Source organism: Vibrio sp. MA40-2, from assembly GCF_047302445.1.
GTDB lineage: Bacteria > Pseudomonadota > Gammaproteobacteria > Enterobacterales > Vibrionaceae > Vibrio.
This window is the reverse complement of the sequence record NZ_CP178627.1, coordinates 183,924-206,368: the sequence shown is the minus strand read 5'-3', so window position 1 is coordinate 206,368 and position 22,445 is coordinate 183,924. Positions and strand designations below refer to the sequence as shown.

The window sequence follows — 22,445 nt, the reverse complement described above, 5'->3', positions numbered from 1 at the left end:
AATATTATTCACTTCTGTACGTAGACAATCAAAGTAAAAAGTGCAAGCTCATGTTTTATAAATAAAAACACAACTTGCTCATTGACATGACTATTCAAATTAGTCTACTGTTGCTCCATTATGAATTATGATGACATAGTAAATATAGATGCCTCACTTAGATATAATAAAATCAATCTCATCGAATGCAGTTTTTTATGGGAAAAATCGCGTTGGGGCTCGCGTAATACAAATCTTTATTATTTCAATGCTGCTCTCTCCATTATTCTTAATCCCGATTTCTAATTATTTAATTTCGTTAAAAACACACTCTATACTGCAGAATATCGAACTCGAATTTGAAGACGAGATCACGCAGCTTTCTTATTTACTCGACTCTGAACAAATCAATCGCTCTTGTGAGGACAACTTAACTAATCTAAGAAAAAGTGTATTTAATTCAAATCGTGCTAAAGAGATCGGTATTTTTGACAAAAATGGCAAAATATTTTGTACCAGTAATCATGGTGAAACATCTTTTTACCTTTATCCAAGCATGATATCTCGCTTAGATAAAAGTTCTAATAATGTAACGCTCAGTTACACCGAAACAAAATTTAGTAAAGCACGCAGTGTTACATTAATATTTTCTAATCAAACTGGGGAAGGTCTCAGTGTACTTATTCCTCCACGTTATTTAACTCGATATATCGACAGACAACTTTCCAATGAAAATATTGAATACAAATTAAAAGTGATATCAAGAGATCTAACAGATAAGGTATTTTCATACGATTTAGTTCGCTACTCAACACAATCGAAAATCTATCCAATTCAACTAGAAGTTAGTATTACACCAATGTATTACCTTTCGCAGTTCTTGCGATACAGTTGGATATTTATTGTATTGGCAAGCTTGGCATCCATTACTTATGTATTTAGGCAACAAAAAATTCTCTACGAGAATAGCCTAGAAAATTCGCTGCGTTGTGCGATTACTAACGACTATTTGGAAGTTCACTACCAGCCTATTATGAATAATAAAACGGGTAAAACCGTTGGTTGCGAAGCTTTATTGCGTTGGAAAGATCCGCAACAAGGCTTAATATCACCTAATATTTTTATACCATTAGCTGAAAAGCTCGAGTTAATCGAAGCTGTAACAAAAATAGTGGTAAGCAAAGTGATTTACTTTTTGCGCTCAAAAGAATCCGTATTGGAATCACTTTATATTAGTATCAATATTAGCCGAAGTGTTATTCTGAAACCTTCTTTTGTTGCCTTCATAGAAGAACTGGTAAGCGCAGATCCAGAAATAGCAACCAGGATAATATTCGAAATAACTGAGGATAATAACTTTAGCCCAGACGAATTGATTACCTTACAAGAACATTTAACAACATTGGCTGGCTTTGGATTTAAATTTGCAGTTGACGACTTTGGAACAGGCTATTCCGGTTTAAACTTTATTCGCCAGTTTCCATTTAGTTATGTCAAAATAGATCGTGTCTTCGTTAAAAACCTGAGTAATGATTCAACCATTATCGCGTTGTTAGAATCCATGAAAACACTTTCGGTACAGCTTAATATGACAGCCATTGTTGAAGGAGTAGAAGAACCTTCTCAACTAGCAATACTTGACTCTTTAGGCTTTGAATACATCCAAGGATTTTATTTTTCTAAGCCTCTGCCTAACGTTGAACTTATTGAATTCCTACAAAAATAGGACCGATAAAAATAGTACCTTCCACATGCCTATAGCAATAACTCCCTTCACTAATCACGATTTAGACATAAAAAAACAGAGAAGAAACGATATTCTTCTCTGCTAAAAATTACGGTCTAATAATATTAAGGGAGTAGTAGATAGTGGATAATTCATTCTCATGTACACACTTCTTTTTACAGTGCAGCATGTAAAATCTATCAATATTCCTTTTTATCGAGATACTTACAGACTTCGCAGAAATTAGGCATTAATCCAAGAAACCATAAATCTAGTAACTTGTGCTATTTGCTTACGATGCAAGATGGTATCATTTTTAGTTAAGGTATTTATGTGGTTGATTGAGTTGCAGCTCGATATCAACCTTTGAACTAACAAGATAATAAGTCTCAAATGAGCTATTAACAAGTAATTAAATAACTAATAGTCAACTATAAATCTCAATTGAGACCTTTATCCGAAAAAATAAGTTAAACAGTATGGTCGCTACAAATCTAATTGCTAACTATACATTTTTGAAAGGTCATGAATTCACCAATAACTTAAAGGTGTTACTTGGTTGCAAAAATTTGCATGAACTTTCTGAAGTTACTGGTATACCAAGATCCACTTTTAGCACATGGAATATGAAAGATAGAACCTCTTATGAGCTCATATTGCGGATTCACTTGACGCTAGATATTCCCATCAGAGATCTATGCTTGGGCTATCAAACCTCAAGTAGCAATAACAATGATCAGTTAAGAGTTGCAGAACAAACTCACCCTTATAATTTGGTGACAGATAAAACCCGATCTTTATCCCATCAAAACACCACAACAATAGAAACCTTTTATCTTAAAAATGGTCAACTGGGCAATAAACATACAACTATCTTCGATTCCGATCTATTTGCCGATTTCGATGATGCTTATTTATTAGCCGTTAAAGAGTCAAACCATATTTCAGTAATTGACACATTGTCCAAACAGGCTATTAGCGGGATTTACCTTATTAATATTGATGGGCTACTCTCAATGAACCACTTACAGCGCCTGCCAGGTAAACAGTTAGCTATTTTATTTAATAATTCACTGCTCAACGTAAATGAAAGTGATATCGAAATAATAGGAAAAGTAGTGACCGAGATAAAGACGGTTATAACCTAGTATCGTTCAACACATGAATCGATTAAAAACGTCCTTTTTAACTTTAGTCGGTTTAGGCACTGACTCAATTAAGTAAAGTGGATAATTCAACCGAGTGGATAACCATGGGTGTACAAGTTCCTTGGGTGATCTTGCTCAATATAATACCATAGTTAGCACCTAATATTGGTGATGGTGTAAATAACGCCAATTCAACTTGGTATTGTTCACTTTCACTAACTAATAAAGCCGTTGATTGCTGTATGTCTGTTAGTTTGGCAATATCTGCTAGCTGAACATAGTGACATGTACCACCAACCTTAGAGGGTGAATAACAGCCATTTAATAAAACCACTGTTATGACTATTAATGACCTGACTATTAATGGCCAAACACGACCAAGCATATTATTCATCACCGAAGTCAATTATTCTTTCGACCAAATAAGGTTCTGCTTCTTGATAGAAAAGATCGTTAAATTCTCTGAAAGCCAAAACTTGCTCATAATTCTCTCTAAAACAGACCGTGCTTACTTCTTGCCAACTTTGATTTGCCCAATAGTAACTGCGTTCAATGTCTTGCTGCTCAGAGGGAAATTCACCTAACCCGACGTTGCTAGTTACTCGTTGTTTGTATAAACGTGCTACGTTGGTTAAACGTATTGCATCTTGAAGAGGCTCACCACAGGTTTCGATAAAATGTTTCGGTAATTCAATCATTACCTGATCGTTTGCTAGAAAAAATGGCATAATATTTTTAGACAGTGCAATAGGAACAATACCTAAATTGAAATCTGATGGTGTTGTAATACTGCTTCTACGAGTTCCTGTGAAGTGAAGGGTGTACTGTGGCAGACTCACTTCAATTTGATAAATTCCCATCATATTGGCGACCGGTAATTTAAAACTAAATTCACTCGTCTCAGCAGGAAGCTGAAAGTAACCATTTTGGTCTGTTTTAACTTTTTTTAAGGTATATAAATCCCGAATTTCAACATCGATTAATGGTTTACCAGTTTCTCGATCAACCAGCGTACCTTGCCAGTTAGGTGAGATGTATTCGGTACGTATGATGGGAATACAGGCGGTTATCATTAAAATTAGGCTCAACGCTATGATTAGTCGGTGCTGTACTCTACGTAAAATCATTATGCGCACCCTTCAACAAATAATACATCAGGCACTATCCCAGCCTTTATCAGTTCTATTTTCCCGCCGATATAGTCAACCACTATTGCTTTAGATTCGTCTTGATTGTACCAGCGTAGGTACACGCCATTTTCATATTCATGTAGAGCGACTTCAATTTCTGGATACAGTCGCTTAAAAGAAGAGAGAGTCATCGTACCCTTTGATAAACCATAAAAAGGACTGTCCGATTTAATTAATTGGATATCTGAGCTATCTAAACGCACAATAACACCATCCACCACCATGACACTAATGCTAGGATAAGCGTCAGTTCTCACATATTGACAACCTTCTACTTGCTGCCCATGTGGTTTAAATTCTACAGAAGCGCTCTTTAACGGTTGACCAAAAACAATACGCCCCAAACCATTATGCTGTACTTTTTCTGTATTTGCATAAACACCCAAACTAGTCGCTGCAAAACTGACGCTAACAAAATACCATAAAATAACGGCTAAATTTCTCATACATTCTTTACCATTTTAATTAGATCCCACGCCTGTCCGTTAAAAAACCTCGACCCTTTAATTAACTCTTTTTGTTCGAAGCCAAGTTTTTTATAACAAGCAATCGCCGCTTTATTGTGAGCAAATACACTAAGAGTGAAAACGTTCAACTTATATCGATTTATTGCCATCTTCATTACTAACTTTAGCATAATAATTGAATAACCTTTTGCTTGGTGTTCTGGATGTATAAACACGCGACATATTCGATATTGAGATGATGACATTTTATATAGCTCGATAAAGCCCACCGGTTTATCCTGTACCACAAATAAAAAAGGTAGAGCTTGCTGTTGACTATAGTGTTGATGTAACTGTTTTTCGGTAAGTGGATATTTAAATTGTGGTCCACCCCATAGATAATTCAGTGCATCAGAATCAATCCACTTTAGCAATAAATGAAAATGCTCTGATCCAAATGGAATCAACTCCGTTTTCATTGTTTTAGCCTCAATCGTTTGCATTACTCATCCAACTTTGCTTCAGTTAACAACCCAGCATAAAGCCCGTTTTGTGCAATCAACTGTTGGTGGTTACCTCGCTCTACTATTTTACCTTTATCCAATACCAAAATAGTATCTGAATGACGAATGGTGCTCAAACGATGTGCAATAGCGATCACGGTCTTTTCTTTAAAGAGACGCTGCATTGCGCTCTGAATTAGATCTTCTGTTACTGAATCAACTGAGCTGGTGGCTTCATCTAACATTATAACTTGTCCACCTTGTGCCACCGCCCGAGCAAATGAAATTAACTGAGTTTGGCCAACAGAAAGGTTGGAACCATTTTTATCCAAACAAAAATCATATCCACCCGGTAATTGCTCAATAAAACGGTCCGCATAAACGTACTTGGCTGCCTGTTCTACATCCTGACGGCTTATCTGCGGTTTACCTAAGCCAATGTTAAATTGCACCGTTTCTTCAAACAAATATACGTCTTGCATCATTAATGAAAAAAGATGCATTACATCTGGTATTGCGATTTGAGAAAGCTCAATTCCATTTAATAGTATCTGTCCTTGATAATCTTGGTATGTTTTGGCAATCAAACGTAAAATGGTCGACTTTCCAGAACCCGTTGAACCAACTAAAGCGATCTGCTGACCTCTTTTTAATACAAAAGAGACCTCTTTTAGTACATACGGAGAATGGTCGTTATAACGAAAACTCACTTGCCTAAATTCAAGGCTAACAAACTCATCCAACGATGGTTTAACTTGTTCACTAGGGAGTAGATCTCGTCCCTGCTCCTCTAACGGTTCAGTGAACAGTTCTTCAATATGATCAAAGGCTGCGAATGAGCTTTGAATAGAAGCAATTTGAGATGTGAAATCTCGAATCGGTACAAAGACCTTTTCTAAGGTATTAATAAATGCGATTAAAACCCCAACAGTTAGCGCACCTTCAATAACTAAGCCAAAGCCATACCACATCATTAACGCCATAGTGATAGAGGTAACACCAGAGATGAAAGCAAATAAGATGGCATCATATTTATTCGCTTTCATCTGAGCTTGCAAAAATTCGTTAGTAAAACCTTGATATTTTTGCTCAACTTCGTTTTCGGCACGATAGAACTGCACCGTTTTAACCCCGAGTAATGCTTCTTGAAGAAACCCTGTACTGCGCGCTAAAACTGAACGAGTGATCTGGTGCATTGCTCGTAATCGATTACGAACGTGAATAGTTAAGTACATTACTGGCGGCATAACAATCAATACAATCAGGGTCAGCTTCCAGTCGATAACACACATCATTATTAACAGAGCGATGGTATTCAATGAGTCTTTTACCAAGCCAACTATCGATTGGATAAAAGATTCGCCAATGGTTTCTAGATCACTGGTTAAACGAGAAAGTGTTACACCTGTGGGCTTATTATCGAAATACTGTCTTGGCAGTTTTAACACTCGATCAAAAAGCACCGAACGTATATCGGTAATGGTATATTGTCCCGTCTTGCGCAAATTGTACGCATAAGTGGTATCAACAATATAATTGGCTATCAGCACCAAAACCAGATAGAAAATATGCAGCAATAATCCATCCATATTTCTATGCGCCAAATGCTCATCTATCACTTGAATAATCAACCAAGGAAACAACAGATTGGTAATAATAGATAACGGCAACATCGCAATACCAAGCCATGCGGAACGTTGGTATTTTTTAGCGTACTTTAAGAAGTGCTTTAGATATTGAATATCTGTGCCTTTCATCATGCTTGTGCCTCGATATCATTCTGTTGTAACTGCCATGTTTGATAATAATAAGGACATGATTTAAGCAAACTATGATGATCGCCTTTGGCAATAACCTTACCTTCCGCCAGCACAATAATCTCATCCATATACTCAAGCGCATTAACTCGATGGGACACGACCAAAACTGATTGATGAGTCAGTTTATCAAACAAACCTTGTAGAATTTTACGTTCGGTCTCGTAGTCAACTGCCGAGAGGACATTATCCATGATGATTAAATCTGCAGGCTGAAGTAGCGCCCGCGCTATACTCAAACGCTGTTTCTGTCCGCCAGACAACATAATGCCTTTTTCGCCCACCAGAGTTTGTTCACCATTTTCAAAACGAGAAACATCGCTAGCCAACTGACTCAAGGCCAGGGCTTCATTAATTTGTTTGTTATTTATATCGTTTTTCTGGCTACCAAATCGAATATTGTCTTGGATCGATGCAGAAAATAAGTATGGATCTTGCGTCACTGTCTTAATATAACGGCGAAGGTCACGTCGAGCGAAAGTGGTGATATCTTTGCCATCCAAAAAAATCGAATTTTTCGGAACATTCAAGTGATGATTCAGACAATTCACCAACGTGGTTTTGCCCGACCCTATACCGCCTAATACCCCTATTTTTTTGCCCGTAGGAATATCAAAACTGATGTTATCCAAAGCTAATCGTTGTTCACCTTGATAGGCAAAACTCAAGTTCCTGACAGAGACCGTTTTACCTTGTAGTTGCTCCACGTCAACATCTGACAGCGTAACCGTATCTTGCAGCGGAATTTTCGCATTTAAGATAGTCTGTATACTGTCGATACTGACCATGCCACGCTGATAAATCGTCGCTATTCGCCCCAATTGCATCAGTGGCATCGCGAGCAACACCGAATAAGTAAGAAAAGCGGTGATTTCACCAAGAGTTAATTGTTCACTCATTAACATATGACCGCCAAGTCCAAGAATAAGAATTTTCATCAAGTTATTGGCATAATCTAGAATGGGTATATAAAAAACCTGTATGCGAGTAATCTTCATTCTACAGTTTAATAACTGTTGATTAAGCTTCTCTACTTCTGCTTTGACCCAAGGCGACATTTGCTGATTTTTAATCAGATCAATACCAGACAAGTAGCTCATTAATTGTGCTGAGAAATTTTGTAATCGCTGCATATGTTCCATATGCAATTTTTTCATTCGCTTAAAACCAATGCGAAAAACAATGAATGCCGCGACTATGGGAACCAAGGAATATAACATTAGTTCCGGTGAAATACGCCACATCCATAACGGAGTTAAAGATAATGCCAAAAAAGCATTAAAGAACTGCAAGAAGCCTGCACCAAACAATAAACGCACACCACTTAGGTCATTGTTCATGATAGAGATGATTTTTCCTGAAGCAAACTGCTGATGAAAACTATTAGGCAACCTATTCATTTTTTTCAACAGTGTATTTTTTAAGTCCGCTTCTGTAATCCGACCTGGATTAAGAGCATAAATGCGGGAAAAAATACGAGTAACAATCATAGCGATAGCCATAACCACAACAATTAGAACATAGTTCTTTAACTGATGATAATCAGCTTCTGATGCGTTATTTATTAAATCTATCGCCAGTTGTATATAACGGGGAATTTCAACTTGGAGCCAGTTCACTAAAAATATAAAAATAATCGCCAACGAATACGACTTGCGATTCATATATAAAAAATGAAGGATAAATTCTCGTTTGGTCATGCGATATATTCTTTTATGGCTGCTGTTTGTTGTTTTTTAGGTGTTCGAGGTCAAAATGCTCAATGCAGGCTTGCACAATACACTGCCGTGGATCATCAATTTGTTCTAACTCGTCTAACAACCATTCGGGTAATCGTACCGGACGTGTTTTTACGCCCGGTTTACGACCACAGCCCGGTCTAGAACCACCTCTATTACAACAGCGCTCTCGGCCATCAGAAAACTTTTTCAAAATAAATCCACATTTTCTCTCAATTTGATTAGTGTACACTTTTCAAATTAAGATCGCATTGTGTATTTAGCCAAAAGCAGCCATATGAATATAAATCATCAACCTTTCGTTATAATTTCTGCTCCTCCAAGTGATTGGTAAAGCTTAATTTGTGTGACCAGTTGATTAAATTGGTTTTCCAATAGAGTGGATTCTATACTACGTCTTGATTCCATGGCATTAATCCAATCAATCATATCACTCGCACCATATTGATATCTGCTAGAGTAGATCGCCTCTATTTCTTTAGCATTGAAATATTGTTCTTGATATACCTCACCTTGGTAACGGTAACTTGCTTTTATCGCTAGTAAATTATCGACTTCCTCAAAGGCTTGATAAATAGTATCGCGATAATTAATCACCGCCATTTCATAGTCGATTTCAGATATGTTTTTGTTGAGTTTCATCTCGTTCCATTCAAGGAATGGTAATGAAATACCGCTGCCTAATGTCGCCACTGGATTTTGCAGTATTCCTAATAAATAACTTGATGAGGTGCCTAGAGAACCGGTCAGGGATACCTGAGGCAAATAGCTCGCTGAAACCGCATCTTGATTAGCAAGTGAGGATTTTAGCGAATACAACGATGCCTTGATATCAGGTCTGCGCAGTAATACGTCAGAAGGGACACCCGCTTCTAGCTCTGGTACAAACTTAGACGACAATTGGTCGATTGTTAACGCGACGTCTTGTAACGGTTGATTGATTAGTATTGCAAGCGCATTTTGCGTTTCTAATAGCTCTTGCTGCAATTGGCTCAACTGAACTTTTTGATTGAACAGTGATTGAGTTGACTCTAGTACTTCAAGACGAGTCGTACCACCGCTAGCATATTTAAGTTGCGTTACCTCAGCGACACGTTCGGTCCCGCTAATATTTTGTTCCGTTAGCGAAATCATTTGATTAAGATAACCTAACTTCCAATACAGTGTGGCCGCGGTTACAACCAAGCTTTGTGCCGTGCTTTCCCTATCTTGATAACTTGCTTGTGCTAACCATTGGTCTACATCGGCGGCCGCCTCCACTCTCCCCCAAAGATCAAGTTCATAACTTAAAGATAAGCTGCTGCTAAAGCTCGTGTCAGTGTTATTGTCTTCTAAATCATATTCCGATGAGCTGCTATGGGAAAAACCAACACTCGGTATTTTATTGTTTTCACTTAACCCTGCTGCTAAACGTGCCTTTTTAAGGATAAGCGTTGCCAATGCAAGTTCGCTGTTAGATGCTAGAACTTGGTCAACTAATTTATTTAACTGCTCATCCTCAAATAACATCCACCATTTATGTTGTGTAATCTCATTAGCTAATGGGTCTGTCCCTTCAACCGACGACTCTTGAAATGACGATTGTGGCATATCACTCAGCTCAAATTGACCAGTCCAATGAGTAGGAATGTCTAGCTGCGGAGATTCATATTCACTACGCATCGAACTACAACCACTTAGCCAAGCAGAGCAAAATGCTAATGAGATAGCGTAACGCAATTTTTTATTCATTTTATATTCCTCACACTAATCTCTAGAAAGCGCATCAACCGGATTAAGTCTTGCTGCATTGCGCGCTGGTAGATAACCAAAAATAATACCGATCAATGTCGAACAAGCAAAAGCAGTAATTACCGAAGAACTGGTATAAACCATATTAAAATCACTGCTGGTATAGGCAAAAATCACTCCCAACAAGTAAGCCAGACCAATACCTAAACTTCCTCCCAAAAAGCAAACTAATACTGCTTCAATTAAGAACTGACGCATAATATCAATTTGCCTTGCGCCTACTGCCATACGAATACCGATTTCTCGAGTTCGCTCTGTCACAGAAACTAGCATGATATTCATTACCCCAATACCGCCAACGACTAATGAAATAAAGGCAATAGAAGAGATCAGTAATGTCATAGCTGACGAAGTTTGCTCAATACTTTTTCTCACTGTATCGGTATTTATAGTGAAAAAGTCCACCACTCCATGGCGCATAGTTAGCAAATTGATTATTCCTTGCTCTGCTGCATCACTGGAAACATCGTCAACCACCCTAACGGTAATATCACTCACATAGTTCTGCCGAAATATTCGACCTGAAACAGTGGTATAAGGTAACCAAACATTCAATTCATCACTGCTGCCCGTTACATTGTCAATCGACGCCGTAACTCCAATCACACGCACAGGAAGACGACCAAGAAAAATGACTTGTCCTAACGCTTCACTATCCGCAAACAACTCTTCTTTGGTATTTTGATCAATAATGGCAACTTGCTCTAAAGCTTGGACGCTATCATCATCAAAATATTGTCCTTGCGCTAGCGAATAGCCTCTAACTCGGAAATACTCTGTTCCTACGCCTTGTACTGAGCCAGTTACCGTTTCGCTAGAATAACGAATAGCGACGTTGGCTCTTACGGTAGGCGTTACGCTATCGACAAATGGCAAGGTTTTCAGTGCAATCGCATCATCTGCTGTTAATGACTGAACTCGTCCTGAGCGACGATCGCCTAAACCGGTTCCCGGTTTGATTTCTATCGTATTGGTTCCCATCGATGCGATATTGTCTAAAATAGCTTGTTGCGATCCTGTACCCAGTGCTACAACTGACACCACCGAGGCAATGCCAATAATAATGCCAAGCATGGTAAGAAATGTGCGTAACCTATGATTGCTCATGGCTAACAGGGCCATCTTGAATGCCTCAAAATAACCAGACCAATTAACCGTTAACTTCGATGACTTATTGGTTTTCTCTGGTTGATGGTCCTTGTTAGTCAGTGTTTTTTTAATCGCATCTGATGCCGATTTTTTATCACTAATAATTTCGCCGTCTTTAATTTCAATTATTCGATCAGCAAATTCAGCCACGTGAGGGTCGTGCGTGACTAAAATTATGGTATGACCATCCTTGTGCAGCTCTCGAAGTAGGTTCATCATTTCTTCGCCACTACGACTATCTAATGCACCCGTTGGTTCATCGGCAAGAATGACATCTCCACCATTGACTAACGCTCTTGCAACACTGACACGTTGTTGTTGACCACCACTGAGTTGGCTAGGTTTGTGATCTAGCCGATCGCTTAAACCTAAACGAGTTAACAATTTTTCAGCTTTAACCTGACGGCTGGGTTTGTCATCATTTGCATAAAGTGCAGGCACTTCGACATTACCTAACGCCGTTAAATCACCTAATAGATGATAACGTTGGAATATAAAGCCAAAATATTCCCGTCTGAGTTTCGCCAATTGGTCGGCACTCATAGTCGATGTATCTTGCCCATTAATGAAGTAGCTCCCACTGGACGCTTGATCGAGGCAACCAAGAATATTCATCAACGTTGATTTACCGGATCCTGAGGTTCCAATAATCGCGATCATTTCCCCTCGATTAATCTCCAAATTAATATCTTTAAGGACCGTTAATTGTTGATCACCCGCAGCAAAGGAACGCTCTACACCGACTACTTTTAATAATGCTTCAGTCATACATTATCGTCCTCTTCCCATATCCGGTCGACCATTACCCATGCGAGGGCCACCTTGTTGGCTAAGTCCAAGAGAAATAGCAGAAGAATTTGTGCCACTAGCCGAAGACTCACCGATGATCACCTCTTCGCCTTCATTTAAGCCAGATAGAATCTGAGCATAAATTTTATTATTAATGCCCACTTCAACATCTCGATACTCTACTTTTTCACCGTTCTTAACTGGTACTTGATATGACAGTTTCCGGCCTGGTTTCTGGATTAAAATTTGAGAAGGCACTAATAAAGCGTCCTCAGCACTATCTAAAACAATCGATACTTGAGCTGTCATACCCATCCGTAATAATCCATCAGTATTATCTACGTCGAATAGCGCGTTGTAATAAATGGCTTCATCATCGCCAATCACTAAGTCGCTATCATCACCATCAAGTAATGTAGGGCCAGGTTCGATCGCACGTAAAGTCGCAAAATATTTTTTACCTGTAGAACCAAATATGGAGAAGTACACTTTTTGTCCCGCTTTAACATGAATAATGTCCGCTTCAGAAACTTGTGCTTTAACTGTCATTACATCTAATTGAGCAAGTTCTATTATGCTCGGTGTTCCTTGGTTAGTATTTACAGTCTGCCCCTCTTCCACCGACACATACACAACCGTTCCATCAATCGGAGATGCAATGGTGGTATAACCAAGATCCAGTTCTGCATTATCGACACTAATAATCGATTTCTCTTTGTCGGCACTTAACTGATCCAACTCAGCTTGATAAACAGCTAATGTCGCTTCAGCGGTATCATAATCAGACTGCGAGGTAGCGCCATCTTTTAGCATCTTTTTCTTACGATTAAATTCTGCTAATGCACCTTTTATTTGTGCTTGTTTGGCTCGATATTGAGCGTCTATACTTTTGAGTGACGCTTTTGCCTCTTTGAGCGCATTTTTCTGGGTTAGGTTATCAATTTGAGCAATTAGATCACCCTGTTTTATTTTGTCACCCAACTGTACTGGAATGGTTTCGATCAAGCCCGACACTTGCGCACCGACACTCACTAATTTAGATGGGTACAACACACCATTAGTTAGAACCACATCTTCAATATTGCCACTCCGAACAAAGTCAGTAGTAAAGATCCGCTGAACCTTGTTATTCATCATGTACTTATAGCCTAGAGTCGCTGCTATTCCACCAAGAATGAGCAAAACGATCAGCGTATTTCTGGTTTTATTTTTCATGTAAATCTCTTAAATGGTTTTCCATTACTGTAAAAATCTTAAACACCAAGTTTGTCTACCTTATTGACACGGAGGCAATGTTTCTGGCCTCGGTTTTAAGGGGACAGTCCCGTTATTTTGAAGCTCTTTTAAAGGGACAGTCCCGATTTGTTCGGTGTTTTTAGGCTTTGGTTGAGGTCTTTCGGGAGTTCGACAACTACGAGTAAAACTCACCGTTAATGAGTCTGAATCAATGATAAGGTCACGCATACTCTGTCTGATAATTTCAGCAGAAATCATACTGGGATTAGGAAAACTTAAAAAATCTGACAGCGCGTACAGATGAAAAGTGTATTTTTTCTCTCCTGGCCCTTTGGAACATGGTGGCGCGTATTGATTCGATTTGTTGACAGAGTTATTACCAAGTAAACCAACAAACTGACCAGCATCCACCGAAAGCACATCTGCCGGAATATTCACCATTCCCCAATACCAATGTAATCGATCATTTTCTGGCTTAGGTGGTTTAGGTAATTTAGTTGATTCAGGTGATAGCACTCTAGGCTGAGCCAATTCGTTCGGCCGAGCAGCTTTTTCTGCTGGCAGTTTTCGTTCCCTTAACTCTCTATGTTTTGGGATATGATCCATGATAACTACTAATGATTGGGTTCCTTCTGGTACACCATGCCAACTTAACGGTGGAGAAATGCCTTCTCCTTCACAGGTAAATTGACTCGGCAAAACACCACCATCTATAAATGCAGAACTGCTGAGCTGTAAACTTGTATTATTGGCCGAAGCGTTATCGGATAATGAATGCGTTATCGTCGAGTTTGCCCAACAAACAATGGAAAAAGGCAAGGTTACAATTGCAAGAGAAAACATAACAGTTTTGTTCAAAATCCAATCTCCTGAGCGATGTAAATGATCAATTAATGAATGATATTAAGTGTATCGATTACTTATCGGAGATGGATGACAATGCTGTCATTTTACTTTCGTATTTGTACCGCTAACGGCATTTATAACTAAATGTCGATAGACATGGACATTGAACTTTGATGTTTTATTGCCATTGCAGGTAACTATTTAATAGGTAGTGAGTTAATAGGTAGCGAGTTAATAGGTAGCGAGATTAACCTGCCACGAACTAGGATAAGTGGCAAAGTTAACTATATGGTAAAGTTAAATGTAACTGAAACACATCATTATCGGTGTCTGCAAGAACTAGCTTTCCGCCATGAGCTCGAGCGATTTCGCGCGCTAAACTTAAGCCCAAGCCACTGCCAGATATACCTTGTGTAAAAGTGGCCTCGCCTCGATAAAAACGTTCGAATAGTTGGCTTCTTACTTGGTCTGAAATGGAATGACAATAATTCGTGACCACAACTTTAATACCAGCATCTGTTTTATGTGCTGTGATACTCACATCTTTATCGTGCACACTATAGCGCATCATATTAACTAATAAGTTGTTAAAAAGTTGGCGCAATAACACACTGTCGGCGTTTATAATCAGTTCCGGTTCGATAACACATCGCAACTTAAATTGGTCAATCAGTAGATCATCAGACCATAATTCTAAATCAGCAATCAACTCTTGTAATAAATCCGTTAAATCTACCGTTTCAATATGTAATGCCATTGTTCCTGAATCGGCTTGAGACAAAAGCAGTAGTTTACGAGTAATGGCGGATAAATGACCTACTTCATCTAGGACCGTATTTAAATCAAGTTGAGAGGTGTCATCACAAACAACCGCTTGTTCTAATTTGCCTCTTAAAACAGTTAATGGCGTTTTTAGCTCGTGCGCTGCATCTGCGGTGAAACGCGAGGTTTGTTGGAAGCTTTGTTCCAGACGATTAAGCATCGTGTTGTAAGTATCTATCAGTACTTTGAACTCTTTGTCTTCCTTATGCTCTGGTAAACGATGGCTCAGGTCCTTCTGTGTCACCATTTGCATCGATTTATGTAACCGATTGATAGGACGCATTGTATTAGTAGAGATAAACCATGCACCCAAAATACTAAGCAATAATGAAAATGGAATAACCACAATAAGTGCAGATTTTAAGGTGCTTTGTAGCTCACTAGTAGTTGCGGCCACATCAACCGCGATAAAACCTTGCGCATCAGAAACGTTATAAAAGCTGCCTCGCCATTGGGTTTTGTTATACTGAAAAAACATTAGCTGACATGCACTTGAGCGACGACGATTCTGACTATCACTAATAAGTGGCGGCGTATAAGTTTGGTCAAACTGCTGAATTAAATTTGCAACATCAACCCCTTCCGATTGAGTAAGAATGTTCTCTCGATCAGATTTCAGATAGATCATCAGTTGACTAGGCAAATCAACGCGCAGCTTATCCACCAGATCGTTAATTAATTTTTCACCAGTAAGTACGGAGCTTGATACGTTGCTTTCGTTAAATCCACTATCATTGGATTGATTCTGGGGTAAAATACGTTTAGCTTCCATACAAAGGCGTGAATCGAGATGCTCAAGTTCTACCTTATTTATACGTGACCAACCAAGCGTGATAATAACCGCGAGAACAACACAAACCGTTAAAATGGAAATAGAGAAAATACGAGTGCGAAAATACATTTATTATCCTCAACGAACCATTAAGCGATAACCACTACCACGCACAGATTCAATAGCCCCGACCATTTTTCCGGCACTCTCTAAACTGGCTAGTTTACGACGAATTCGCTTAATACAAACGTCAACCACATTAGTACAAGGATCAAAATCGTATCCCCACACATGTTCCAGCAACTGACCTCGCGTAAATATTTGTTCCGGTGAGCGCATTAAGTATTCTAAAAGACGAAATTCTCTACTAGTTAATTCTACCGACTGTTGGCCGCATTGAATGCTGCGATTAATACAATCAAGCTGCAACGAACCGACTTCAACCACATGTTGCACGGCTCCGTCATGTCGTCTTAATACGGCGTGAATTCGTGCAATTAACTCTTCCACATAAAAGGGTTTAGCTAAATAATCATCCGCGCCTAATTCTAATCCTTGAACGCGGTCTCCTAGCTCATTTCGCGCAGTGAGAAGGATTACCGGGGTATCGATACCAGTTTGTCGAAGCGAACGTAAGATATCTAACCCATCACGCCCTGGGAGCATAATGTCTAAAATAATTGCATCATAGGCGTTATTTTTTGCCGCTACGTAACCTTGGGTACCGTCTGAACAATGAGTGACATCAAACGTTTTAGCACGCAGCCCCTCACAAACAAAATCAGCAATTTTCTGTTCATCTTCAACTAGCAATATTTTCATAGAAGCGGTTCCTTTAGTCACCAATGAAGTATTGCACTTATTGAACATTAGCTGCAACAAGTATGACAAAGTTGTCATACTTGTTGCTAAAGCATACTGACTATAGTTTGTGAATATATGAGCAAAAATAAATTACAGGTTATCTAAACGAACATGGCTATTTTTAAGATCATCGCGAGTAATCCCCACACCATTAAAATGGCGTAGTAATTGGGTAATGGCTTCAATTGATGCCAAGAGATCCCCTGTATGCGCAGATTCTGATGATGTATGCATGTTTCGAATCGGATAGCCGATAGAAATCGCAGCACTATCAACACCAGCCAGTGCTGCCGCCATTCCATCTGTTCCCATATCGCGACCAGCAAAATCAAGCTGATAAGGTATTTTCTGTTCACGGCATACACGTTCTAATGTCTGAACTAAAAACTCAGACGCAACGGAGCCACGAGTCATTGTAAAACCCTTACCCATTTTCAACGGGTTCATATTACGAGCTCCAATTCCGGGAGCTGCTTCGTAATCATGGTTTACATCAGTGGCAATTAAGATGTCAGGTTTAAGTTCACCAACGACTTGAGTTGACCCAAATCGGCCAATTTCTTCATGGGTGGCAATAGTATAAAATACACGGATATTATCTAAGTTTTCTTGCGCTAAAATACGAGCTATTTCTGTAACCGAGAAACAACCTAAACCATTATCTAGATATGCACCATAAAAGGTATTGTCGGCAACACCCCGCTTGATTGGGCGATCCAGTAAGATTGGGTCACCGGCTCGTAACCCCAAAGCTTCCACTTGAGCTTTACGATCGTCACCATGAGTATGTAATTCCAAGTAAATTGATTCTGGTTTAATGCCCTGTTCACCAGTCCGTTGCGAAGGCGTAGAAAAATGGATAGCACCTAGAGCTTCTACCGTACAACCTTGAATAACTTTAAAGCTTCCTAGTTTTTCAGGGTTTTGGCAGAACACCTTAACTTCATGCCCTATTAACGTGGTTGGTAAAAATGAATCTGTATTTATCCACACTTTTCCATCACTATCAATTTTTCGTACTTGCATGCGAATTTTATCGGCATGACCAACGATCATGATACTGGTTAAATCATCACGCCCAGGATGAGAATCGAACACGATACTAGCATTAGATTTAAACTGATGAATCCCCCAAGTTGTAGGCATAAACGATTCAAACTCCGGTTTAATTACGCCATAACTCATCGCTGCTTCAAAACCTATTGGCGATGGAGAAGATAATACCTTTGACATAAAATCAAATTGCTCCTGACGCATAGGACTTAACCATTTCTCTTCAAGTTTGTCGTCATTAATTTGTGCTTTATCGTTAATCTTTTTACTCATGGGTTACTCTTATGTTCATCTGAAATTTTCAGCTAAAATAATCACTTATGCCAGTTAATTCAAGCCATTTCCAAATAAAATTATTACTATTCACACTAATATTGATATTTAATATAAAATAAAATATTGCATTAAAGTGATAAAATAAAGCCATAACATTAAATGATAGATCAGTTAATTATTGCCCATTTTTTCTTTTAGTTATTCTGCTTTTAGCCACCTATGAACCATTATTCAATGGGTATTTAATGTACAACGTAAACATATTAATCCATTGATTTTCGATAAGTAAAAACACAATTCCAAAGTTTAGTGGTTGGAGTTCATACTTGAATTTAAACTCATCAAGTAATTATTTTTATTTTATCCATGACATTTGTGATATTTTAGTCAACAAAGAAAAATTTTAATAAACTCAATAGACTGACGTATTTTATTAAGTTTAAAGGGAACGAAAGGACTGTAGCAAAGCAATGGCAAATAAAGATTTTCAGAAAGCGGCAAAAACACTCAAGGCAACCGTTCCTTTAATGATAAAGTATCAGACTCCCACTACTCCACAAAATTACGAATTGTGGTACACCTACGTTGAAAAAAGCAAACCAGATCTAAATCGAGAACTGGATAAAATTATTGATAAATATGGTTTTTGTTTACCTAGCCATACTAAAGAACTCTATCAAAACCATATCACGGGAAGGACCGAATCTAACATACGAGATCTGAAATCCAGCCTCGAAGTGTTAATCAACGAAGTTTATCTTTCCATGCAAGATACGCTGGCAGATACCGCGACATTTGAAAAATCGGTTGAAAGTAACTTTTCCGATCTAGAACAAATCGACAGTGAATCTATCTCATTTGATGATCTTCTTTCATTAGTACAGACGTTTGTACAAAATTCCAAAGACGTGACTAATTCTGCTCAATATTTTAACAAACAGATGAGCTCTGCCAGTGCCGAAATCACTAATCTGAAAAAAGAGTTAGAGAAAGTACAAAATGATGCGCTTCAAGACAGCTTATCTGGCCTGTTCAATCGAGGTGCATTTGATAAAGATTTACTTAATTATTGTACTTCCGAGCAATACCACCCAATGTGTTTGATTTTGATCGATATAGACAACTTTAAGCGTCTAAATGATAATTATGGCCATGTCTTTGGTGATCTAGTAATAAAGGCTATCTCCAATAAATTAAAAACCAATTGTCAGAACGGCTACGCCGCTTATCGATACGGGGGGGAAGAGTTCGCTCTATTAATGCCTAACACACCAATTGATGATGCACAGCAATTTGCGGAGATTTTGCGTCAATCTATTGAAAAGATTTCTATAAAAAACAAACGCTCAGGTATTCAAGTTGGTAATATATCCGCTTCTTTTGGCGTATCGCAGCTAATTATGGGTCAAAGCCCAATATCGATTATTGATTGTGCCGATCAACAACTCTATAAAGCCAAAGACTTAGGTAAGAATCGAGTAGTCGCCGCTTCTTTTGATGATCGCTTAACCGATAACATAACGACTTAATCGACTAGAGAACTAAAATCGCCCATGCAAAAACCCGTTAGAAAAGCCAAACGTATCGAAAGTGTCATGAATTCAGCCTTGTGGCATTTAGCACAACGCGATATGACCGAAAGCGAACTGTTGGCAAAATTACGAGTGAAAACAGACAATCCAGCATGGATAGCAGACACCATAGATAAATTGAGAAGTTTTGGCTATTTGAAATCCGATCAAGATTTCGCTCAACAATTCGCTGAACGTGCTTTTATGAATGAATATGGCAGTGGTTATATTGTAGAAAAACTGATTAAAAAAGGCATTCGAGAATCATTCATCCGTGAGGCTATTGATAACATAAAACTGCAACAAAACATTTGTGAGCAGACCTTACTCAATAACCGTATTAATTGCTACTACTCTACATTTACTATCAGCAAAGAACGCCTTACCTCTACGCTATACAAACGAGGCTTTAGCTATAATCAAATAGATAAAGCAATAAAACAGCACCCTTGTTATTTACAGCTCAAATCGAACCTTGAAATTAAAGCTGAGAAAGTCGATGTTGCAAAAGAAATACTTAAATATCAACGAAAAGGTAAAGGAGCCTTGTTTATCAAACAAGAACTCAAACAAAAGAAAGTGGATATCACTGAGTTTGACTCAATATTGGCGAAACTAATTGAATCTGGACAAGTAGATTTTTTTGACACTTGTTTACAGCAATTAGTAAAGAAAAAGTACAATATAAATGATCAAAAAGAACGAGGAAAAGCTTACGCAATGTTAAGTCGTAAAGGCTTTTCCTCAGAACAAATACAATTTGCTTTTAGCGAAATGAATTGTCTCTAACCTTATAAAGCCCTTTCTCTGCTCTTTTGGTACCAAAACACCATAAAGTATTCAGTAATTTTCTGCTCCAATGAATGAGCTTCTTCAGTAGGACAGAAAATCGTAATTGAGATCACCTGATTACCCACATCAGTAGTATGAATATCAATAAAAGGCTCACTAGATGTTGCTTCAATTTCCAAACGTTTACTTATCAGATTGGAGTACCTGGATGCGACCTCTTGAAACGGGCTAATCAATTCTTCAATCTTATCCAATATCGGTTTTTTCAGCTCAAATAAATTCACTTCATTACTCCTTACAATCGAAAAGCTGTGCATGACATATCGACGCATAAAGTTTAAATTAATCACGGATTGAGTAAGTAACATGCTGTTCATAACCGTTATAGACCGGCCGGTATAGGCATAACCGTTTTCCAGATCAACTTCCAATAAGCGAAATTTTATCCAGTCAATATTGGACACTTCTCCACAGTGTCCGTTAACTTCAATCCAATCTCCTACTCTAAAAGGACGATTAGTCATCCATGAAAAAAAACCAAGAAAACACTGCAACAATTCTTTGGTTGCAATGACAATAGCCACAGTAAAAGCGGCGACCGAAATCGCTATATTTTGTAATTCAGACAACCAAACAACGCCAATACCAATGACTAAAACTAAATTAGTTACATTTCTGGCTACACTGACCCAGTTTTTATGTTTTTCCTGTAAAGGGTAATTATTGTGTCTAATCGCTGTAATCCACAAAAATCGTAATATCAATACAGCACATACGAAAAAAAAAGTAACCAGCACTTTAGGTGATATCTGAATCTCAGGCATAAACATTGTTAACTCAACTAATCAGTAAATACTTATCATATAAAAAAGGTTGGATTATAAATAACTTCCAAATAATCCATCAATAATATTGAATACTTTCAATTAAATAAACGAAATAATTTTTGTTAAAACAATAAAAAATTCTTATTGCCAATGTAGTAAAAAGTAAACAAATATAATTTATGGTTGAGACTAAAATTATTTGTTGTATTTTTTTTGAAATACGAAATACCTTTCGTTCTACAAGACTTGTTCAAGGTTTATGAGGATAAATAAATGATTAGCACTGATATTAGAACAGGTGAAAAACGTTTTTATGATAATAAAATTTTTTCACGCGGCTTTGGTAAGTCCGGTGACTTTACTTTAGAAGAAGATTTTCTGTTAACTACATATGGTCAAACATTGTTAGCACTTGAATCTGGAGAAATTGTTCCGACTAATACAGAAGAAAAACACTTTGTAAAAGTGATAAAAAATCCCGGAAAAGCAAAAACAAAATTAGAGCGAACTTGGCTGAAATACGTTAGGTTAGCTAGAAATAGACGAAATTTCTATACCTTAACAAGCAACAATAAATACCATGAAAATTATACTGATGATTTTTCAGACACAAGTGATCATCATATAGAACAGGCTTGTTAGTTAACGATAATCATAAATTTCAGGATAGTAACTCATCAGTTACTATCTTGTTAATTAACGATCGAACATTATAAATTTAGTTACTAACTTTAACACGTTTAGGCTTGGGTTTAGCATTTAAACGTTTGTCAATTATTGCAATAGCACGCTGCTTTTGTTTAATTGAAATCTCCTCTTTAAACATCACCTTATCTAAAAGACTAGTAAGAAATGCTCTTTCCCAAAGATTGAAGCGATCAAAATCGAGTAAGATAGCATCATTCAGTTTAGTGAAAAATTCATGTTCATTCATAGTAATCCTTTAAAAGCCTGTTTGACTGCAGCATCAGCCTAACATCATTTAGCCAGAATTAACCAATTAATCACAAGGTACATTTCTGTAAAAAATACAAAAATAATGCTTTACAATGAGAAAAACAAGCGTATTATTGCCGACACTCTGTAGCTCAGAGTTATTAATCAAATTT

At 37.9% G+C, this 22,445-nt stretch carries 21 protein-coding genes; 5 read left to right on the top strand and 16 right to left on the bottom strand.

The genetic code is table 11. The annotated features are described in order from the left end of the window. Positions 1–148: 148 nt before the first annotated feature. Positions 149–1,705, top strand: coding sequence for an EAL domain-containing protein (locus ACLKML_RS00785; RefSeq protein WP_413283196.1), 1,557 nt, complete (start codon positions 149–151; stop codon positions 1,703–1,705). A 479-nt stretch (positions 1,706–2,184) separates the two neighbouring features. Continuing rightward, entirely contained in the window at positions 2,185–2,853 is a 669-nt protein-coding gene (locus tag ACLKML_RS00780; protein ID WP_413283195.1) for a helix-turn-helix domain-containing protein, read from the top strand. A 64-nt stretch (positions 2,854–2,917) separates the two neighbouring features. Here the strand turns inward: ACLKML_RS00780 and ACLKML_RS00775 are convergent, their stop codons facing one another. From ACLKML_RS00775 to ACLKML_RS00710, 14 genes are all read right to left on the bottom strand, one after another. Beyond that, positions 2,918–3,247: a hypothetical protein gene (locus ACLKML_RS00775; protein ID WP_413283194.1), complete on the bottom strand. Its 330-nt coding sequence runs from the start codon at positions 3,245–3,247 to the stop codon at positions 2,918–2,920. Then, positions 3,240–3,980 carry a hypothetical protein gene (locus ACLKML_RS00770; RefSeq protein ID WP_413283193.1) on the bottom strand — a complete coding sequence of 247 codons (741 nt, stop codon included), beginning with the start codon at positions 3,978–3,980 and terminating at the stop codon, positions 3,240–3,242. Before ACLKML_RS00770 ends, ACLKML_RS00775 begins: the two co-directional genes overlap by 8 nt. After that, entirely contained in the window at positions 3,980–4,489 is a 510-nt protein-coding gene (locus ACLKML_RS00765; protein WP_413283192.1) for a hypothetical protein, read from the bottom strand. Before ACLKML_RS00765 ends, ACLKML_RS00770 begins: the two co-directional genes overlap by 1 nt. Further along, entirely contained in the window at positions 4,486–4,992 is a 507-nt protein-coding gene (locus ACLKML_RS00760; protein WP_413283191.1) for a GNAT family N-acetyltransferase, read from the bottom strand. The genes ACLKML_RS00765 and ACLKML_RS00760 overlap by 4 nt, the downstream gene beginning before the upstream one ends. Then, the gene (locus ACLKML_RS00755) at positions 4,992–6,752 is read right to left on the bottom strand and encodes an ABC transporter ATP-binding protein (RefSeq protein WP_413283190.1); all 1,761 of its coding nucleotides are present in this window, start codon (positions 6,750–6,752) and stop codon (positions 4,992–4,994) included. The genes ACLKML_RS00760 and ACLKML_RS00755 overlap by 1 nt, the downstream gene beginning before the upstream one ends. Beyond that, on the bottom strand, positions 6,749–8,509 hold the full coding sequence (locus ACLKML_RS00750) for an ABC transporter ATP-binding protein (RefSeq protein ID WP_413283189.1): 1,761 nt from the start codon (positions 8,507–8,509) through the stop codon (positions 6,749–6,751). Before ACLKML_RS00750 ends, ACLKML_RS00755 begins: the two co-directional genes overlap by 4 nt. Before the next feature lie 13 nt (positions 8,510–8,522). Further along, the gene (locus ACLKML_RS00745) at positions 8,523–8,741 is read right to left on the bottom strand and encodes a hypothetical protein (protein WP_413283188.1); all 219 of its coding nucleotides are present in this window, start codon (positions 8,739–8,741) and stop codon (positions 8,523–8,525) included. A gap of 98 nt (positions 8,742–8,839) precedes the next feature. Beyond that, the gene (locus ACLKML_RS00740) at positions 8,840–10,279 is read right to left on the bottom strand and encodes a TolC family protein (RefSeq protein WP_413283187.1); all 1,440 of its coding nucleotides are present in this window, start codon (positions 10,277–10,279) and stop codon (positions 8,840–8,842) included. 15 nt (positions 10,280–10,294) lie between these two features. Next, positions 10,295–12,256 (bottom strand): MacB family efflux pump subunit, encoded by a 1,962-nt coding sequence (locus ACLKML_RS00735; protein WP_413283186.1) that lies wholly within the window; start codon positions 12,254–12,256, stop codon positions 10,295–10,297. Between the two features lie 3 nt (positions 12,257–12,259). Further along, positions 12,260–13,492, bottom strand: coding sequence for an efflux RND transporter periplasmic adaptor subunit (locus tag ACLKML_RS00730; RefSeq protein WP_413283185.1), 1,233 nt, complete (start codon positions 13,490–13,492; stop codon positions 12,260–12,262). 60 nt (positions 13,493–13,552) lie between these two features. Continuing rightward, positions 13,553–14,371, bottom strand: coding sequence for a YbhB/YbcL family Raf kinase inhibitor-like protein (locus tag ACLKML_RS00725; RefSeq protein ID WP_413283184.1), 819 nt, complete (start codon positions 14,369–14,371; stop codon positions 13,553–13,555). 268 nt (positions 14,372–14,639) lie between these two features. Then, on the bottom strand, positions 14,640–16,082 hold the full coding sequence (locus ACLKML_RS00720; protein ID WP_413283183.1) for an ATP-binding protein: 1,443 nt from the start codon (positions 16,080–16,082) through the stop codon (positions 14,640–14,642). Between the two features lie 9 nt (positions 16,083–16,091). After that, positions 16,092–16,775 carry a response regulator transcription factor gene (locus tag ACLKML_RS00715; protein WP_413283182.1) on the bottom strand — a complete coding sequence of 228 codons (684 nt, stop codon included), beginning with the start codon at positions 16,773–16,775 and terminating at the stop codon, positions 16,092–16,094. A 132-nt stretch (positions 16,776–16,907) separates the two neighbouring features. Continuing rightward, entirely contained in the window at positions 16,908–18,143 is a 1,236-nt protein-coding gene (locus ACLKML_RS00710; RefSeq protein WP_413283181.1) for a M20/M25/M40 family metallo-hydrolase, read from the bottom strand. Between the two features lie 473 nt (positions 18,144–18,616). Between ACLKML_RS00710 and ACLKML_RS00705 the strand changes: the two genes are divergently transcribed. Together ACLKML_RS00705 and ACLKML_RS00700 are read left to right on the top strand one after the other, a co-directional pair. Further along, on the top strand, positions 18,617–19,675 hold the full coding sequence (locus ACLKML_RS00705) for a GGDEF domain-containing protein (RefSeq protein ID WP_413283180.1): 1,059 nt from the start codon (positions 18,617–18,619) through the stop codon (positions 19,673–19,675). 24 nt (positions 19,676–19,699) lie between these two features. Then, positions 19,700–20,506 (top strand): recombinase A, encoded by an 807-nt coding sequence (locus tag ACLKML_RS00700; protein ID WP_413283179.1) that lies wholly within the window; start codon positions 19,700–19,702, stop codon positions 20,504–20,506. Positions 20,507–20,508: 2 nt separating this feature from the next. Here ACLKML_RS00700 and ACLKML_RS00695 read toward each other — a convergent pair whose 3' ends face one another. Beyond that, positions 20,509–21,339: a mechanosensitive ion channel family protein gene (locus ACLKML_RS00695; protein WP_413283178.1), complete on the bottom strand. Its 831-nt coding sequence runs from the start codon at positions 21,337–21,339 to the stop codon at positions 20,509–20,511. 270 nt (positions 21,340–21,609) lie between these two features. On the opposite strand from ACLKML_RS00695, the gene ACLKML_RS00690 reads away from it, so the two are divergent. Next, positions 21,610–21,978 carry a DUF413 domain-containing protein gene (locus ACLKML_RS00690; RefSeq protein WP_413283177.1) on the top strand — a complete coding sequence of 123 codons (369 nt, stop codon included), beginning with the start codon at positions 21,610–21,612 and terminating at the stop codon, positions 21,976–21,978. Between the two features lie 76 nt (positions 21,979–22,054). Here ACLKML_RS00690 and ACLKML_RS00685 read toward each other — a convergent pair whose 3' ends face one another. Beyond that, positions 22,055–22,270, bottom strand: coding sequence for a hypothetical protein (locus ACLKML_RS00685; RefSeq protein WP_413283176.1), 216 nt, complete (start codon positions 22,268–22,270; stop codon positions 22,055–22,057). Positions 22,271–22,445 lie beyond the last annotated feature (175 nt).

Bases quoted from the DNA above. Each gene is read 5' to 3' on its own strand.
- ACLKML_RS00785 (WP_413283196.1), top strand. From the start codon at position 149: ATGCCTCACTTAGATATAATAAAATCAATCTCATCGAATGCAGTTTTT.
- ACLKML_RS00705 (WP_413283180.1), top strand. From the start codon at position 18,617: ATGGCAAATAAAGATTTTCAGAAAGCGGCAAAAACACTCAAGGCAACC.
- ACLKML_RS00685 (WP_413283176.1), bottom strand. From the start codon at position 22,270: ATGAATGAACATGAATTTTTCACTAAACTGAATGATGCTATCTTACTC.
- ACLKML_RS00750 (WP_413283189.1), bottom strand. From the start codon at position 8,509: ATGACCAAACGAGAATTTATCCTTCATTTTTTATATATGAATCGCAAG.
- ACLKML_RS00700 (WP_413283179.1), top strand. From the start codon at position 19,700: ATGCAAAAACCCGTTAGAAAAGCCAAACGTATCGAAAGTGTCATGAAT.
- ACLKML_RS00735 (WP_413283186.1), bottom strand. From the start codon at position 12,256: ATGACTGAAGCATTATTAAAAGTAGTCGGTGTAGAGCGTTCCTTTGCT.
- ACLKML_RS00710 (WP_413283181.1), bottom strand. From the start codon at position 18,143: ATGAGTAAAAAGATTAACGATAAAGCACAAATTAATGACGACAAACTT.
- ACLKML_RS00715 (WP_413283182.1), bottom strand. From the start codon at position 16,775: ATGAAAATATTGCTAGTTGAAGATGAACAGAAAATTGCTGATTTTGTT.
- ACLKML_RS00780 (WP_413283195.1), top strand. From the start codon at position 2,185: ATGGTCGCTACAAATCTAATTGCTAACTATACATTTTTGAAAGGTCAT.
- ACLKML_RS00720 (WP_413283183.1), bottom strand. From the start codon at position 16,082: ATGTATTTTCGCACTCGTATTTTCTCTATTTCCATTTTAACGGTTTGT.
- ACLKML_RS00775 (WP_413283194.1), bottom strand. From the start codon at position 3,247: ATGAATAATATGCTTGGTCGTGTTTGGCCATTAATAGTCAGGTCATTA.
- ACLKML_RS00740 (WP_413283187.1), bottom strand. From the start codon at position 10,279: ATGAATAAAAAATTGCGTTACGCTATCTCATTAGCATTTTGCTCTGCT.
- ACLKML_RS00770 (WP_413283193.1), bottom strand. From the start codon at position 3,980: ATGATTTTACGTAGAGTACAGCACCGACTAATCATAGCGTTGAGCCTA.
- ACLKML_RS00760 (WP_413283191.1), bottom strand. From the start codon at position 4,992: ATGCAAACGATTGAGGCTAAAACAATGAAAACGGAGTTGATTCCATTT.
- ACLKML_RS00730 (WP_413283185.1), bottom strand. From the start codon at position 13,492: ATGAAAAATAAAACCAGAAATACGCTGATCGTTTTGCTCATTCTTGGT.
- ACLKML_RS00755 (WP_413283190.1), bottom strand. From the start codon at position 6,752: ATGATGAAAGGCACAGATATTCAATATCTAAAGCACTTCTTAAAGTAC.
- ACLKML_RS00765 (WP_413283192.1), bottom strand. From the start codon at position 4,489: ATGAGAAATTTAGCCGTTATTTTATGGTATTTTGTTAGCGTCAGTTTT.
- ACLKML_RS00690 (WP_413283177.1), top strand. From the start codon at position 21,610: ATGATTAGCACTGATATTAGAACAGGTGAAAAACGTTTTTATGATAAT.
- ACLKML_RS00695 (WP_413283178.1), bottom strand. From the start codon at position 21,339: ATGTTTATGCCTGAGATTCAGATATCACCTAAAGTGCTGGTTACTTTT.